The sequence below is a fragment of the Lysinibacillus sp. F12 genome (assembly GCF_057773605.1).
Genome location: NZ_JBYMLP010000003.1, coordinates 652,700 through 667,211, shown reverse-complemented (window position 1 = coordinate 667,211; position 14,512 = coordinate 652,700). Strand labels below are relative to the sequence as shown.

14 protein-coding genes and 1 pseudogene are annotated in these 14,512 nt (G+C 37.0%); 12 read left to right on the top strand and 3 right to left on the bottom strand.

Annotated elements, in window-relative coordinates; translation table 11 throughout:
• Positions 1-23: 23 nt before the first annotated feature.
• Genes AC3CH7_RS17240 through AC3CH7_RS17215 form a run of 6 tightly spaced genes read left to right on the top strand, consistent with a single transcriptional unit; the run spans position 24 to position 6,862 of the window.
• Entirely contained in the window at positions 24-1,844 is a 1,821-nt protein-coding gene (locus AC3CH7_RS17240) for an IucA/IucC family protein (RefSeq protein ID WP_012294576.1), read from the top strand.
• Entirely contained in the window at positions 1,819-3,564 is a 1,746-nt protein-coding gene (locus AC3CH7_RS17235) for an IucA/IucC family protein (protein ID WP_488381673.1), read from the top strand. The genes AC3CH7_RS17240 and AC3CH7_RS17235 overlap by 26 nt, the downstream gene beginning before the upstream one ends.
• Before the next feature lie 2 nt (positions 3,565-3,566).
• Positions 3,567-4,799, top strand: a complete 1,233-nt coding sequence (locus AC3CH7_RS17230; RefSeq protein ID WP_488381672.1) for an AMP-binding protein — start codon at positions 3,567-3,569, stop codon at positions 4,797-4,799.
• Positions 4,796-5,053: a petrobactin biosynthesis protein AsbD gene (gene asbD / locus AC3CH7_RS17225; protein ID WP_031415996.1), complete on the top strand. Its 258-nt coding sequence runs from the start codon at positions 4,796-4,798 to the stop codon at positions 5,051-5,053. The genes AC3CH7_RS17230 and asbD overlap by 4 nt, the downstream gene beginning before the upstream one ends.
• Positions 5,054-5,066: 13 nt before the next feature.
• Complete coding sequence (locus AC3CH7_RS17220) at positions 5,067-6,041, top strand: DUF6005 family protein (protein WP_488381671.1); 975 nt, start codon at positions 5,067-5,069, stop codon at positions 6,039-6,041.
• The gene (locus tag AC3CH7_RS17215; protein WP_031415994.1) at positions 6,038-6,862 is read left to right on the top strand and encodes a sugar phosphate isomerase/epimerase family protein; all 825 of its coding nucleotides are present in this window, start codon (positions 6,038-6,040) and stop codon (positions 6,860-6,862) included. Before AC3CH7_RS17220 ends, AC3CH7_RS17215 begins: the two co-directional genes overlap by 4 nt.
• A 135-nt stretch (positions 6,863-6,997) precedes the next feature.
• On the opposite strand, the gene AC3CH7_RS17210 is transcribed toward AC3CH7_RS17215, so the two are convergent.
• Both AC3CH7_RS17210 and AC3CH7_RS17205 read right to left on the bottom strand, forming a co-directional pair.
• Positions 6,998-8,476 carry an Lsa family ABC-F type ribosomal protection protein gene (locus tag AC3CH7_RS17210; protein ID WP_488381670.1) on the bottom strand — a complete coding sequence of 493 codons (1,479 nt, stop codon included), beginning with the start codon at positions 8,474-8,476 and terminating at the stop codon, positions 6,998-7,000.
• Positions 8,477-8,923: 447 nt separating this feature from the next.
• Positions 8,924-9,889, bottom strand: coding sequence for an arsenic resistance protein (locus tag AC3CH7_RS17205; protein ID WP_488381788.1), 966 nt, complete (start codon positions 9,887-9,889; stop codon positions 8,924-8,926).
• 203 nt (positions 9,890-10,092) lie between these two features.
• On the opposite strand from AC3CH7_RS17205, the pseudogene AC3CH7_RS17200 reads away from it, so the two are divergent.
• A pseudogene (locus AC3CH7_RS17200) lies at positions 10,093-10,281 on the top strand (SDR family oxidoreductase); the annotation flags it as partial.
• Between the two features lie 109 nt (positions 10,282-10,390).
• Here the strand turns inward: AC3CH7_RS17200 and AC3CH7_RS17195 are convergent.
• Positions 10,391-10,726, bottom strand: a complete 336-nt coding sequence (locus AC3CH7_RS17195) for a 2Fe-2S iron-sulfur cluster-binding protein (RefSeq protein ID WP_031415986.1) — start codon at positions 10,724-10,726, stop codon at positions 10,391-10,393.
• Positions 10,727-11,276: 550 nt separating this feature from the next.
• Between AC3CH7_RS17195 and AC3CH7_RS17190 the strand changes: the two genes are divergently transcribed.
• The 5 genes from AC3CH7_RS17190 (at position 11,277) to hslO (ending at position 14,314) form a co-directional block, all read left to right on the top strand.
• Positions 11,277-11,645 (top strand): DUF2089 domain-containing protein, encoded by a 369-nt coding sequence (locus tag AC3CH7_RS17190; protein ID WP_031415985.1) that lies wholly within the window; start codon positions 11,277-11,279, stop codon positions 11,643-11,645.
• 12 nt (positions 11,646-11,657) lie between these two features.
• On the top strand, positions 11,658-12,047 hold the full coding sequence (locus AC3CH7_RS17185; RefSeq protein WP_197223921.1) for an SHOCT-like domain-containing protein: 390 nt from the start codon (positions 11,658-11,660) through the stop codon (positions 12,045-12,047).
• 6 nt (positions 12,048-12,053) lie between these two features.
• Positions 12,054-12,335 carry a hypothetical protein gene (locus AC3CH7_RS17180; RefSeq protein ID WP_031415983.1) on the top strand — a complete coding sequence of 94 codons (282 nt, stop codon included), beginning with the start codon at positions 12,054-12,056 and terminating at the stop codon, positions 12,333-12,335.
• 271 nt (positions 12,336-12,606) lie between these two features.
• Positions 12,607-13,044, top strand: a complete 438-nt coding sequence (locus AC3CH7_RS17175) for a MarR family winged helix-turn-helix transcriptional regulator (protein ID WP_012294563.1) — start codon at positions 12,607-12,609, stop codon at positions 13,042-13,044.
• Positions 13,045-13,435: 391 nt separating this feature from the next.
• On the top strand, positions 13,436-14,314 hold the full coding sequence (gene hslO / locus AC3CH7_RS17170) for an Hsp33 family molecular chaperone HslO (protein WP_031415980.1): 879 nt from the start codon (positions 13,436-13,438) through the stop codon (positions 14,312-14,314).
• Positions 14,315-14,512 lie beyond the last annotated feature (198 nt).

The window sequence follows — 14,512 nt, the reverse complement described above, 5'->3', positions numbered from 1 at the left end:
CTGTGAAAGGATTGGTTTATTTCATGCAGCAGATTGCTAAACAGATTGCAAAGAATGCAACGTTTCAGGCGTTTATGAATTGTTATATACGAGAGGTGAGAAGCGGGCATTGGGTCAAAAAGGAGGAATGGATTAAGGAACAACGACTATCAGCCCTGATTACCGAGGCATATATATTAGAGCTTGAGTTACCAAGACAAAACATACGTTTTGCATTTGGCGTGGAATATAAATCTCTTGTTGGAAGACAGGTATTTGGTGCATCGTTGAAATATTGTACAAAACAAAAACAATGGCTTGTTGAGGATAAATTAACGATTCTCATCACGCTTATTCAGGAACTACATTGTACGACTAAAATGGATGGCTGTCTGAAGCTTTCTTCCCATTTTGACGAACTCATTCTTCGCATAATTGAGAGCTATCAAACAATGGCCCATTATATTGAAAAGAGTTTTGAAGGTGACAAGCAACACCGAGCTAGCGATACGTTTATTGAAGCAGAGCAGTCTCTCCTACTTGGTCATTGGCTCCATCCAACACCTAAAAGTAGACAAGGGATGGCAGATTGGCAACAAACCAGTTTTGCTCCAGAGTTACAAGGTTCTTTCCAACTTCACTACTTTCGAGTCGACCGTAAAATGGTGAACGAGGCCTCCGTATTAGAAATAAGTGCTAGTGAACACATTGCTCGATCTTTAATCAAATCACAGCCTGAATTTGTTAAGTCAGAGAATGTCTGTTACATTCCTGTACACCCCTTACAAGCACAATGGCTTCTACAGCAACAGTATGTCAAAAAGGCGATTGCTGAAGATTTAATAAAATACGAAGGAGCACTAGGGGCATATTATACAGCAACCTCTTCAATCAGAACGGTTTACAACGCCCAGGAAGAAATGATGTATAAGTTTTCAATTCCCGTAAAAATAACAAATTCATTGAGGGTCAATAGAACTCATGAACTCAAAGCGGGGATTGCTATGGCTCGATTAATGAAGAAGATAGATTTCTTACAAAAGCATTCATCCTTTCAAATGATGAATGACCCTGCGTATATGACTATAAAGTTTCCAAATCAGACGGAATCAGGATTTGAGGTTATTTTTCGTTCAAACATATTTCCTAAGGGGCATGATGAAGGAATCTGCATGATCGCTACGCTTGTGCAAGAGCCCCTGCTAGAAGAAAAATCAAAGCTATGTCAGCTCATCATGAAAATCGCTCAATCTGAATTCCGGTCATTAGAGAGCGTCAGTTTAGATTGGTTTAAAGTCTATTGGACAAATGCTATTGAACCATTATTAAGATTATACGATGAGCATGGGATCGCTCTTGAAGCCCATCAACAAAATAGTCTGTTAAACATCTCTTCAGGTTATCCAACTAAATATTATTACCGCGATAACCAAGGTTATTACTTATCAAAAGCATATAAAGATGTACTTCTTTCAATAGAACCATCTTTACATGAAACGGAGGAGCTATTTTACGAAGATGCCCTTATCCATGATAGATTTACCTATTATTTATTTATGAATCAATTGTTCCCTGTTATTGCTCGATTTGGAGCAGATCAGTTAATTAATGAAAATGAACTTTTGAAGTGGTCTATGGATCAACTGCACTTATTAGAAAAAGAATTTACAGGTTTTGGAAAAATATTCGTTCGTAACATTCTAAAACAAGAGGAGCTTGCCTTCAAAGCAAACCTATTAACAAGGTTTCATGATGTAGATGAACTGGAGGCCGAACTGGAACAAGCCGTATATACTAAAATTCCTAATCCATTTGTTATTCAGTTTGAGGAGGCAGAGTATGCAGCAGCTACAGCCTTTAGCTAAACAAGGAGAACTCCGTGTAAGGCGGCAGCTTGTAGAAGCAATGATCTTTGAAGGACTAATCAAATATGAAGAAACACGTCTAGATCAAAGGACTATAATTTTTACACTTATTGGACAGAAATACACCTATCGTTGTGAAGGTAGAAGGATGGCATTTGATCGCATTCGAATAAAGGAAGATCATATTTTTTTAGTAAGCGAAGATGAAACGGTACATGAGGCAACGCTTGAGGAGCTAGTCGATGAGTTACTGACGAGTCGTCAAGACAAAATTCGATTACTGAAAGAACTTCATGGAACGAATAAGCTTTGTGAATGGAATGAACGACATCTCCAAATGCCCATGTCGAGAAGAAAATCAATCTATGAAGAATTAGAATCGGAAATTATGGAAGGACATCCCTATCATCCTTGTTTCAAATCCAGAACCGGCTTTACAATTGACGACCATGCAGCCTATGGCCCTGAGGGAAAGCAAGCATTTACTCTTCAATGGGTTGCAGTGAGAAGAAGCTATGTACGAATCGCTGTACTTGAGGATGAAGCGAATTTTTGGAAAAGAGAGCTAGGGCATTTACTGTGGGAAACCATTCTTGACAAGCTTGCAGTATTCAAAGGAACATTTGAGGACTATACGTTCTTACCTGTTCACCCATGGCAATGGCGTACCATGAAACAGGAACTTGCTGAATTAATAGAACAAAAAGATTTCATACCTCTTGATGTGAAAGGAGATTACTATAGGGCAACTCAATCAGTGCGAACATTATGGAATTCTTCAGATCCAAAAAAGGCACAATTAAAATGCTCCATGAATATGGTGAATACCTCTTCATTACGAAGGTTACATTCTCATGCTGTTTGTGCTGCTCCTCATATTTCTGCATGGCTTAAACAGGTCATTGAATCCGATGCCTACTTACAAAAGAGCGTTATTGTACTGGAAGAATATGCAGGCATTATTTTTGAACCGGATGCCACAATGCATAGTAGAAAATTAGAAGGTCAGTTTGGCACCATATGGCGAGAAAGTGTGCGCTTGTACATGAAGGAAGAAGAGAAAGCAGTACCGTTTACGGTACTCATGATGACGGAGTTAGATGGGCGTCCTTTTATTGATGACTGGCTATGCCGATATGGAACCGAGGCGTGGATAAAACGATTGATTGAAGTGAGTGTTATTCCTGTTTGGCACTTACTTGTTGCTCAAGGAATTGCTGTAGAGGCCCATGCGCAAAATATGATTTTATTGCATCAAAATGGGTGGCCGACACGAATTGTATGGCGGGATTTTCATGACAGTATCGAATATACGGAAGAATTCATTGCCGATAGAAAACTCGTTCCAGATTTTGAAATGATACATGAACGCTTTAAAGATGCACCTGCCGATCAATATTATTGGATGTCTTCTGTAGAGGGTTTACGAGAGTTAGCTATGGATACACTCTTCGTGTTTCATTTAAGTGAGCTATCTTATTTGCTAGAAGAGCATTATGGATACGAAGAAACACGCTTTTGGAGTCAAGTTAACAACGGAATACAGAAGCACTTTGACCGCTTTCCATCTTTATGCCCAAGAAATGAACAGCTTCAGTTTACTAGCACACATATTTTTGTTGAATCTTTACTAAAAAAGAAACTGCAAAATCAAGAAGAAGGAAATTTTCGACATATCGTCAACAATACGTTGGCACAAGCAGATGAAAAGGGGAAATAATGATGTTTTATGTTAACGATCAATTTTATACAGTAGAAAATATTGAAAAACAATTTGATATATATGAAGGCTTATCTCATCTAAAGGAGTGTAGCAATCGCAGGATAGCGATTTGTACGGATGATGTTTTTCAATATATGACTCTTTGTTTATACATTCGTGAAAATGGAGGATCAGTTGTCCCAATCCATCAGGCTACGCCCAAAGAGGGGGCCATAAGGATTGCTTCTACTGCGGGTAGTCATCTGTTGTTGTTCCAATCGATTGATACGTTTATTGAACTATCCAATCATTCCAATAACCAAGAAGGGGTATTGGTTCAAATGAGCTCAGGTACAACAGGAGCTCCGAAGTGCATTGAACGAACGTGGAGCTCAGTGGAGGAGGAGATTGAAAGTTATGTAAAAGCGTTACCTGTTGATGCCATGACAAATTCTGTTGTTGCTTGTCCAGTTACTCATTCTTATGGATTTATTTGTGGGGTTCTAGCCTGCATAAGAAGAGGAGCAAAGCCGGTTATTATTACGAATAGTAATCCTAAATATATATTGAAAAAGCTAAAAGAACATCCTCAGCACATACTCTATGGAGCTCCAGCGTTACTGTATACATTAAGCCGATTATTACCAATTGATCAACAATTTGATCGTGTGATGACGTCAGGAACTGTGATGCCACATAGCTGGTTAACATCATTAAGAGAAAAATCTAACCAAGTACTACAGCAGTATGGATGCTCCGAATCTGGCTGTGTTGCGATTCACCCTCATGTGGAAGATCCAAAAGAGATGGGATATCCTCTACCTCATGTAAAGGTGACAGCTGGTGACAAACAAAGACCTAGCGAGATTATCATTGAAACGTCTACACAAACGATTTATACGAAAGACCTTGGCTATATAGAACATAATATTCTTTCTTTTCTTGCAAGAATCGATGACACAATTAATGTAGCAGGCTTGAATGTGTATCCGCAAGAAGTAGAAAGCGTGTTAATGGATGAGCCAAGAATAACAGAAGCCGTCGTATATAAGAAACAGGATAGTTTATCAGGAGAGCGAGTTTGCGCACTCTATGTGTCTTCTGAACCAATCGATACTATAGAACTTAGAGAATGGTGCCGGAAATTTCTTGCCCCCCATCAAATTCCGATTGAGTTCATATTTGTTCATGAAATCGAAAAGCTACCTAATGGAAAAGTAAGTAGAAAAAAACTTGGAGGCATCCCTGTATGAGTCGGCAACAATTGATTAAGAGCATCTATGATATTATGGAAAATTCATTAGAGTTGCAGACACTGTCTTCTTTTAATGAAGATGCCCGATTAAATGAGGATTTATATATGGATTCAATTATGGTTCTTCAACTCATCCTTCATATAGAATTGGATCTTGGCATTTCCATTCCCGATGAGGGGCTCGTTCCGAAAGATTTCAAAACAGTAGGGACTCTAGCAAGCTTCTTAGAAGAACAGCAAAAGATAGATTAATCGGAGGCTAAAAATGATAAAAGTTCATTGTTTTGTAAGCTGTGTTTGTGAGGTTATTAAGAAGACAAAGGGTGTCGATCATAGGCCTTACTATTTTGGGGTATGGGATGCAGATTTCGATGTACTTGATAATGGTGTGCTCACATACCATTCTGAACAAATAGATCATTATTTCTTTCAAACATGGTATGAAATGCTCTATGGCATCAAGCTTTACAAATGGTATGACGAAAAACAAACCAAACAAGAAAATATCAACAAGCTACTAGGGTTATTAGCGCATAAATCTCCCCAGCAACATGTAATGGTAATGTTAGATTTATCGAAGCTTCCAGAACGAGAGAATAAATTTCATCAAAGTCCATTCCCTCATTATGTGATGCTAGAATCGACAGAAAATGAAGAAGAGTGGTTCATGTATGATCCTGATTTTCGCTGGGAAGGGTTATTACCGAAGGAAAGAATTTTAGCTGCTATCCAAGAGCCATCTGTAGGAGGAGGCTATTACTTTGATTCGGAGACAATCATTGCTCCAACTACCGAGACGGTGGAAGCCTATTTTAATACATGTATTAAGCTTCATTGTAATCCATTGACAGATACCATTGCTGAAATTATTAAAGAGCATACTGCTGGGAATGACAAAGAAAGTATATCAAAACTTCCAGCTGCAATAAAACAATTGCCAGTTATAGCGATTAGAAAGTATGCATATGAGCATGCGTTTGCATTTTTTTGGGAAGCACTTGGCCGCGCTGAAGAAGGCTTTGATAAATGGTGTGATGATATTGAGCGTTTAGTGAATGGCTATACTACGATTCAGTATCGGGTGATGAAACTTGCGATGACGCAAGACCCGCTAGTAACAGAAGATATTTTTGCGAAGTTAGCAAAACAAAATATCCTTGAGTTCAACATAAAGCAAGGATTACATGAATGTTTTCAAGCATGGTTAACACTACAGCATAAGAAAGAGGTCCAGTTATGAAACTATCTATTTGTACAATTTCGTTTCGCCACTATCTTCACTCAATAGATCAATTGGCTGACTTTGCCAAAGCTCAAGGCTTTCAGGGGATCGAGCTCTGGGGTGTTCATGCAAAGAACTTGGCTGATGACCTTCATTATGGAGCGGATTGGTTAAGATCCTTCGGTTTGGAAACGAGCATGCTTAGTGATTATTTACCATTAGATGCTCCTATTTCTGAGATGATGGCTGAAACGGAGAGGTTATCTGCACTTGCGGAACGCTGGGGAACCAATAAGATTCGTACATTTGTCGGAAAGAAGGGCAGCTCAGACACAAGTAAGAAAGAAAGAGAGGAACTTACTTTCAGACTAGAATTGCTCTGTGATTATCTTGAGTCAAAGGGACAATATTTACTTGTTGAAACTCATCCGAACACTTTGACAGATAATTTACCATCAACCATGCAGCTACTCGAAGAAACGAATCACCCAAGGCTACGAGTAAATTTTGACGTATTACATGTATGGGAATCAGGGATAAACCCTATTATCGCTATGGAGCAACTTCGTCCTTATATTTTACATTTCCACTTTAAAAATATTGCCTCCCGTACACAACTTGATGTTTTTGCACCACATAATGTGTATGCTGCATCAGGGTCTAGAGAAGGGATGGTTCCATTATTTGAAGGAGTCATTGATTATGGAGAATTCCTAGCGGAAGTAGATTCAACCATGGAGATAAATGCCTCACTGGAATGGTTTGGATCGAATGTGAAGAGTGTTTTAACAAAAGATATTCACGATGTTAAGAAGGCTTTGCAGCTGGTGCAAATATAATAAGTATAAGGCTATAGAGAATCCCAAGGAAAAATATGTATCATCTTTTCCTTGGGATTTTGTCTTTTTATTAGGGAGATACGCTTAGAGAGCTATTGATTTACAAACGTTCAGTTTTTATAGTTTCCTACTTAGCTACATAGAAATAATTTTGGTTGCCACGGTTTGCTGAAATGCCTGGTCATGCTCTACAAACACCATTGTAGGATTAAAGCTTTGGATGAGCTCTTCAATTTGCAGACGGGAATAGATATCTATAAAATTAAGTGGTTCATCCCAAATATATAAATGTGCTTTCTCACATAAACTTTTGGCAATAAGTAGTTTTTTCTTTTGTCCACCTGAATAATGAGCAATATCCTTCTCAAATTGGATTCGATCAAAATCCATTTTACGAAGGATGGATTTAAACAATGTTTCATCAATGCCGTTATCTTCAATAAAATCCGATAACGATCCCTTCAAATGGGAAGTATCCTGTTGAACATAGGATATTATGAGACCCGAGCCTACATGAATGTTGCCCGTATGCTGTATGTCGTTTCCAAGAATGAGTTTTAAAATACTACTTTTTCCGCTTCCATTTTTTCCATCAAGGACAATACGATCACCTTGCTCAACTTTAAAGCTTAATGGCTGATTAATCATTTGGTCATCATATCGAACAGATACATCGGTCAACGTCATTAGTTGCTTTGACTGAAACGTCAATGGCTCTAATTTTAATGACTCCGTCTTTTCTACATTTTTTAGCAATTTTGATTTTTCATCAATCGCTTTTTGTTGTCTTGATTCAATGTGCTTCGCTCTCTTCATCATCTTAGCCGCCTTATGTCCGACAAAGCCTTTATCTAGCTTAGAACCTGAATTCGTCGTCCCATTTTTGGAAGCCTCGACTTGGTTGGACCAGCCTGCTGAACGCTTCGAGGAATGTTTTAATCTTTCTATATCCTTTTGTAGACGATGGTTTGTTGCTTCCTCGTGCTCCTGCTGTCTATCAAAATTTAACTTCCATGAAGAATAGTTACCACTTTGAACGTCAATATTTGCTCGATTAATGGATAGGATATGGTCCACACAGCCATCTAAAAACGTTCTATCATGCGAAATCAAAATAAATCCTTTTTTCTTCTTCAAATAGTTAGCAACCATTTTTCGCGCATCTGTATCTAGATGGTTAGTCGGCTCATCAATTAATAGAAATTGGCCCTCCGTCAAGAAAAGGGCAGCAAGCAATACCTTCGTTTGTTCTCCGTTCGATAATGTATTAAAGGGTCGGTACATGACCTCCGCATCTACATGTAGATACGATATTTCGCGAAGATACTCCCAATCCTCTGCATGCGGGCAAATCTCCTCAAATATTTCATACGTAAATTTGTTTCGATCAGCAACAGGGTAGGGGAAATAAGTAAAGTCTACCGAAGCATTAATTTTCCCACTATACTCATAATGCCCTAATAATAAATGAAAGAATGTTGTCTTCCCTCGACCATTTCTACCGATAAATCCTAGTTTCCAATCCGTATCTAATTGAAAGTTAACACCTTCAAAAATAGGATCAAAGCTACCTGGATAGGAAAATGTTAAATTTTGAACTTGTATCATTGACATGATAATTCCTCCTTTGTATAGCAACACGTTTTTCTTTCTTATATACAAAGTCGGCATATCCATCTGGTGTTCATGTCTCCGCATAAGTAGGATGGATATTAACGACTTATACGGAGATTTACATGTGTAACAATTGTGTCTAAATCGCTCATTTTCCACACTCCTTTTTTGAATTTTGATGTAACTATGAGAGAATAAAAAAATCCCCCCAATTTCATTGGAAGGATTAGTCGGTTACAGGTAATAATAAAGGACCTTTTTGCCATAGGAAAATGACAAATAAAGTATAAACTGATGAATAAAAATGGACAGACTAATCCTATATTTTGTAGTTTGAAGTAATTGATTTCAACTTAAAATATAGATTAGTTCATCATTGTTCATCCATCAGTCCTCTCATAATTGTATATTCATTGTACCAAATTTTTTCATGAATGACAAATCAGCCTATTGTTTGCGTAACAGTAAATGAGGCACAATACGAATGTACATGATTTCTCCTATAATTTCGACAATCGTTTGTGTAACGATAATAGCAACCACAACTGTATGAATTGAATCCGGTAAAGATAAGGCCAAGGGCAGAACGACAAGTGAATTGCGTGTTGAACCACTAAAAATTAAAGCTCGACCAGATGCAAGATCAAGTTTGAATCGTTTGCCGATGTGTTTTGAAATAAATGGCATGATAAGCATAAAGGCAATATAAATTGGAATGACCTTTACAATCAAATCAATGGACGACGATAGTTTTCCAATTTGTGAAGCTACAACAACAAACAATGTTAACGCCATAAACGGAACAGGTAGCCATGCAGAAAAATGAATAATTTTTTGACCAATTATTGATTTTTTAGCTAGTAGTTGAAAAATAATAGCAATGACTAATGGGATGACGATCAGCTCTAAAAATGCCTCTAGGAAAGGACCTTTTTCAACTATTTCCGATGCTTCATGACCAATGAATAACCACAAATAGAAGGGGAGTAATAGCATTTGGGTAATGAAAAGAATAGGTGTGGAAATCAGCATAGCTTTTTCATTACCACCACCAAGTGCTGTAAAAACAATGACATAATCAATGCAAGGTGTCAGTAATACTAAATAGACACCGAGTAATAAAGGCGGGTGGTTTGGTAAAAACAAAGTTAGTAGCCAAACAACAATGGGTACCGCTATATAGTTGACCGTTAGCAGAGCTCCCAAAAAACGACGGTTAGAAAAGGATTCTTTTAATGTAGTAAAAGGAATTTGTGAAAACATGCTATACATTAAAATAGCTATGACAAATGAAATGGTAATGTCTAAATGGATGCCCATCTCAGGGGCGAATAACCCTATACCTCCTGCCAACAATAAAACGAATACATACAGGGAAATCTGATTTCTTTCTAATGTTTCTCTTGCAATCATCATCATTGAACTCCTATTTTTTTAACCCCGTATATTTACTAGGGGAATTCCTCTATAAAAGTATCATATAAAAGGACCTTATTGGATGATATAAGCAAATTCCTTCATAAAAACAGATTTTTAATCGCAAGAAAATACCTATCCCTATTCGGGTGGGGGTACGGAGTCAGTAGAAATCAGCTAATAGAACGACTCCATATCATGAAAGTTTGACAATGGTAGAAGCTGAAGCGCGCTTTATGAAGGAGAATCGACCAACTTCTATTATACAATGACTTATTCGCCCAGAGGAAATTGCTAATTTCGTCACGTTTTTATGTAGTCCACTGTCATCTGCCATCAATGGCTCTGCATTAAGGATTGATGGTGGATTAGTACGCAGTGTATTTTAAGAAAATTTCCATCATATAAATACAATCATTAGCCTTGGAATACTATTAAAACATAAATATTAAGAACAAAAACGCGGGTTTAGCCTCCGCGTTTCTTTAACATTAAGGATTATTCTGCTGGTCTTGGTCCTCTATTGCCCTTTGTATTTTCAGAAGTTAGAATGGGGCGAACAGTAATATCACTAATGACACGGATTTGACAAGATAGTCGTAAGCAGTCGTCATATAAATTCTCATCTATATTTTTTAAAGCGAAGGCTGTTTTTTCTACTTTTGAAATATCTTTATACTCACCAGCTAAAACCTCCACTCTACAAGTGGTACATTTAGCTTTTCCGCCACATTGATGATAAATTTCTATCCCATTTTCCTCAAGTGCTAGCACTAGTTTTTTTCCTTCCTCAACTTCAAAAGTTTTTCCTCCAAACACGGTGACAAATGGCATCTAATAATACTCCCTTCATTTTTTCCTTATGGGGTTAACGAAGTAAATGTTTTTATCAGTTTGTATGGATGCTGCTATTTTTATACAAAAATCAATTTGAACAATAATACCTAGCGAGGATACTTGTATGGTGGAAATCCTTCCAATTCATATGCTGGGAAAACCACTCTATTTAAAGGATTACGCCCAAATCCGCCGTACATGGGGGATATATCTCCCTTGGATATGGGGAAATTTTCTTGTCACTTTCTAACCTTCTATCGGTGGCAAGCACTTAAAATTGGGTTAAGTGCCTACTTTACTACTACTATTTCAGTATCTTGGATTGAAATCGATGAACGAAGGCGAATTTTTGTTTTCCCATATTGCCCCTACATACTCCATTTCTATATCGTCTCTTCACTTTATATTAACGTTTTTTGTAAAAATTAATTATTTTAAACTACATATTAATATTTTTAATTTTTTTGGATAAATAATTAAACTTAATTATTTATTTTTTAAATTCTTTGTTATATAATCAAATCAACCTAAAGAAAGGAATTTCATTATGGCCTATCAAGTAATCACAAATTGTCCTGTTTGCAGTCAAACATTGAAAATTACAAAGTTGCAGTGCTCTCATTGCCACACTACAATCGAAAATGAGTTTGAATTATCGAAACTGGCCTCCTTATCAAAGGATCAGCTTCATTTTGTGGAAGTATTTTTAACTTGTAGAGGGAATATTAAAGATGTTGAAAAAGAACTTGGGATTTCATATCCAACAGTTCGAGGAAAGCTAACAGATATTATTTCATCTCTCGGACATGTGGAGAAGAAGAAGAAAAATGAAGTAGACGAGAAAAATGTTGTTACGCTGCTAGAAAAGGGTGAAATCACAGCGGAAGAAGCCATTAAGCTTTTAAAAGAGGAATAGGAGGAAATGATCATGAAAGAGGAAATTGCACGAGTGTTAACGATGGTTCAGGAAGGAAAAATCGATGCAGAAAAAGGTTCAGAACTTATTCAAGTACTGCAAGAGAAAGATGAAGCAGGAAATAAGCTAATAGATAAACCAGCTAAGTATTTAGATAAAACTTTAAAAGTTCGTATTGTCTCAACTGAAAATGATAACGTAACAGTCAATTTACCTATCAAGCTGGTCAAGGTGGTATTAATGGCTGGACATAGTATCGCAGCTAGTATTCCTCAATCGGAAAAATACGTGAAAGATCTAGATATTAATCTTATAATGGAAGCCATCGAAAACGAATTAGATGGCCAAATCGTTGATATTAAATCGGCAAACGGGGATTCCGTTTCTGTGTTCATTGACTAGTGACTGATGATACATGTCAAAGTGAAAACAAAGGATGTTCGGCTTACCATCCCAATCCCATATGCTATGTTAAATATTGTTATTTCCATTTTGTCTTCACCATTATTTCAGCGGAATATAAACAAATGGACAAAAGAATACTTTGAAAGAAAAAAACTGAACTTTACTTTGCCGCCACTAGACAAAAAAACACTCAAGCCCATTGTCCAGGAGCTCAAGCATTATAAAGGCATCGTGCTAGTTGATGTCAAAGCACAGGATGGTACAGTAGTAAAAGTTAAATTATAATTTATTGACATACAACCACTTACATCTGAAATAGTAGGTGGTTTTTTTTACATATTCGCTACCAATAAACACGGCCATGAATTTGTACCTTCATAGGTTTTTCTGCGAAATCACCACGCTAGATGTCAGATAACCATTAAAGTGTTCTACATCTATTATCAATCATAACTTACATCTAGCTACTAAATGGCTACCGAAAATCATTGTGGAAAAATGAGTATATAAGTTGAAATAACTTCAAAATTGAACTATTCTAAAGGCGGTGATATGAATGGCAGAGATACAAGCACATGAAGCAATTTTATTTAACTCCATAATTTCTACCGCAGTACAAGATGAATTAAAACAAGAGTTAAAACGATTAGGCTATACGGACTTAGCCCCAAGCCATTTCATGCTGTTATACGTTGTGTACAAAAATGGGGGACGCATACAAATAAAATGTATTTGTGATACAATGCAAAAACAAAAATCAACGATTACTGAAATGATTCTCCGTTTAGTCAAGTCAGGCTATCTTGTAAAAGAGGGACATAGCCAGGACAAACGAGTCATGTATGTGGTTGCAACTAAAAAAGCACTGGAGGTCCAGAAATATTTTGAAGAAATCTTTGATCATCTGACAACCAAAATGTTTCATGGATTTAGTGAGGAGGAGAAAGCTACTTCTTTTACTCTACTTCAAAAAGTGTTAGGTAATTTGAGTTAGAGCAGCTATGTTCTAACTTTTATTCCCTCTAATAGTTCATAATTGAACTATTTGTATAGAATTTGTCCTCTCAACACGTAGATGTATATTAGACATAGTGAAATAAAGGACTCTTGGACCAACGAATTTTTCCCACTATGTGCTTTACAATACGTAGGCTGTTTATTGGCTATGTAGAAACAGAAGCCCATGCCAATAAAAGAGAAATGACAACATGTATTTTTACAGACGGCACTCGCATGATACGCAACTGAGGTCTTTGTGACATGTATAACACAATCATTAGATTATTGAATCGTCGATGGGCAAATTGTTGGGCTTGTGGCGTAAAAAGGCGATGATGTATGATGCAGATTCATCTTTTAATAAAATGAAGAAAAGAGAGATAATAATGAAGGATTATTTAGTAAAAGGTTTAGCCTATAACGGACAGGTTCGAATAATAGCAGCAAGGACAGTCGATACAGTAGGTGAAGCACAACATCGTCACTATACATGGCCGACTGCATCAGCAGCGTTAGGACGTTCAATGACTTTCGGCGTGATGCTTGGTTCTATGTTAAACAATGAAGATAAATTAACCATTCGAATCAATGGTGGAGGCGATTTAGGTACAATCCTTGTAGACGCTAACGCGAATGGAAAAGTACGAGGATATGTTACGAATCCGCAAACACATTTCCCCCTCAACAGTATTGGCAAATTAGATGTTAGAAGAGCCGTAGGAACAGATGGTATGGTAACGATTTCAAAGGATATTGGTCTACAACAACCCTTTGTAGGACAAGTACCTATTATTTCAGGGGAGTTAGGGGAAGATTTCACATACTATTTAGCACAGTCAGAACAAATTCCTTCTTCAGTGGGGGTAGGAGTGATCGTGAACCCTGATAATACAATCCAAGCAGCAGGCGGCTTTATTATTCAAGCATTACCTGGTACAGCAGTAGAAATTATTGAAGAAATTGAAAAGCGTTTGGACAGTATTCCTACCATTTCAGCAATGGTACGTGATGGCCTAACACCGGAAGAAATTCTAACTATGGTTGTAGGAGAGGGGAATGTAAAAATTCTCGAAACACAAGAAGTACTATTCCAATGTACTTGCTCAAAAGATCGCTCTACTAAAGTGCTAGTTAGCTTAGGAAGCGCAGAACTCCAAGATATGATTGAAACAGATGGTCAAGCAGAAACACAATGTCACTTCTGTAATGAAACGTATCAATTTAACAAAAGTGAATTAGAAGCCATGTTAGAACAGGCCGTTTAATCTTTAAAATAAGTAACCAAAATTTATACCCACATTGGTAAAATGAATGCACGCTAAAGGAACTGACTTCCGTTCTTTTTAGCGTACATTCATTTTTTTGGTTACACTTAATCATGTTCTTTATTAAGAAAAGCATTTTATTATATGATTAGCTAATAGATTTGAACTTTAGCTGAAATTAAATCTATTCAGATACCT

Excerpts from the sequence above, each read along its gene's own strand:
- AC3CH7_RS17240 (WP_012294576.1), top strand. The coding sequence starts at position 24 with ATGCAGCAGATTGCTAAACAGATTGCAAAGAATGCAACGTTTCAGGCG.
- AC3CH7_RS17235 (WP_488381673.1), top strand. The coding sequence starts at position 1,819 with ATGCAGCAGCTACAGCCTTTAGCTAAACAAGGAGAACTCCGTGTAAGG.
- AC3CH7_RS17230 (WP_488381672.1), top strand. The coding sequence starts at position 3,567 with ATGTTTTATGTTAACGATCAATTTTATACAGTAGAAAATATTGAAAAA.
- asbD (WP_031415996.1), top strand. The coding sequence starts at position 4,796 with ATGAGTCGGCAACAATTGATTAAGAGCATCTATGATATTATGGAAAAT.
- AC3CH7_RS17220 (WP_488381671.1), top strand. The coding sequence starts at position 5,067 with ATGATAAAAGTTCATTGTTTTGTAAGCTGTGTTTGTGAGGTTATTAAG.
- AC3CH7_RS17215 (WP_031415994.1), top strand. The coding sequence starts at position 6,038 with ATGAAACTATCTATTTGTACAATTTCGTTTCGCCACTATCTTCACTCA.
- AC3CH7_RS17210 (WP_488381670.1), bottom strand. The coding sequence starts at position 8,476 with ATGTCAATGATACAAGTTCAAAATTTAACATTTTCCTATCCAGGTAGC.
- AC3CH7_RS17205 (WP_488381788.1), bottom strand. The coding sequence starts at position 9,889 with ATGATTGCAAGAGAAACATTAGAAAGAAATCAGATTTCCCTGTATGTA.
- AC3CH7_RS17195 (WP_031415986.1), bottom strand. The coding sequence starts at position 10,726 with ATGCCATTTGTCACCGTGTTTGGAGGAAAAACTTTTGAAGTTGAGGAA.
- AC3CH7_RS17190 (WP_031415985.1), top strand. The coding sequence starts at position 11,277 with ATGGCCTATCAAGTAATCACAAATTGTCCTGTTTGCAGTCAAACATTG.
- AC3CH7_RS17185 (WP_197223921.1), top strand. The coding sequence starts at position 11,658 with ATGAAAGAGGAAATTGCACGAGTGTTAACGATGGTTCAGGAAGGAAAA.
- AC3CH7_RS17180 (WP_031415983.1), top strand. The coding sequence starts at position 12,054 with ATGATACATGTCAAAGTGAAAACAAAGGATGTTCGGCTTACCATCCCA.
- AC3CH7_RS17175 (WP_012294563.1), top strand. The coding sequence starts at position 12,607 with ATGGCAGAGATACAAGCACATGAAGCAATTTTATTTAACTCCATAATT.
- hslO (WP_031415980.1), top strand. The coding sequence starts at position 13,436 with ATGAAGGATTATTTAGTAAAAGGTTTAGCCTATAACGGACAGGTTCGA.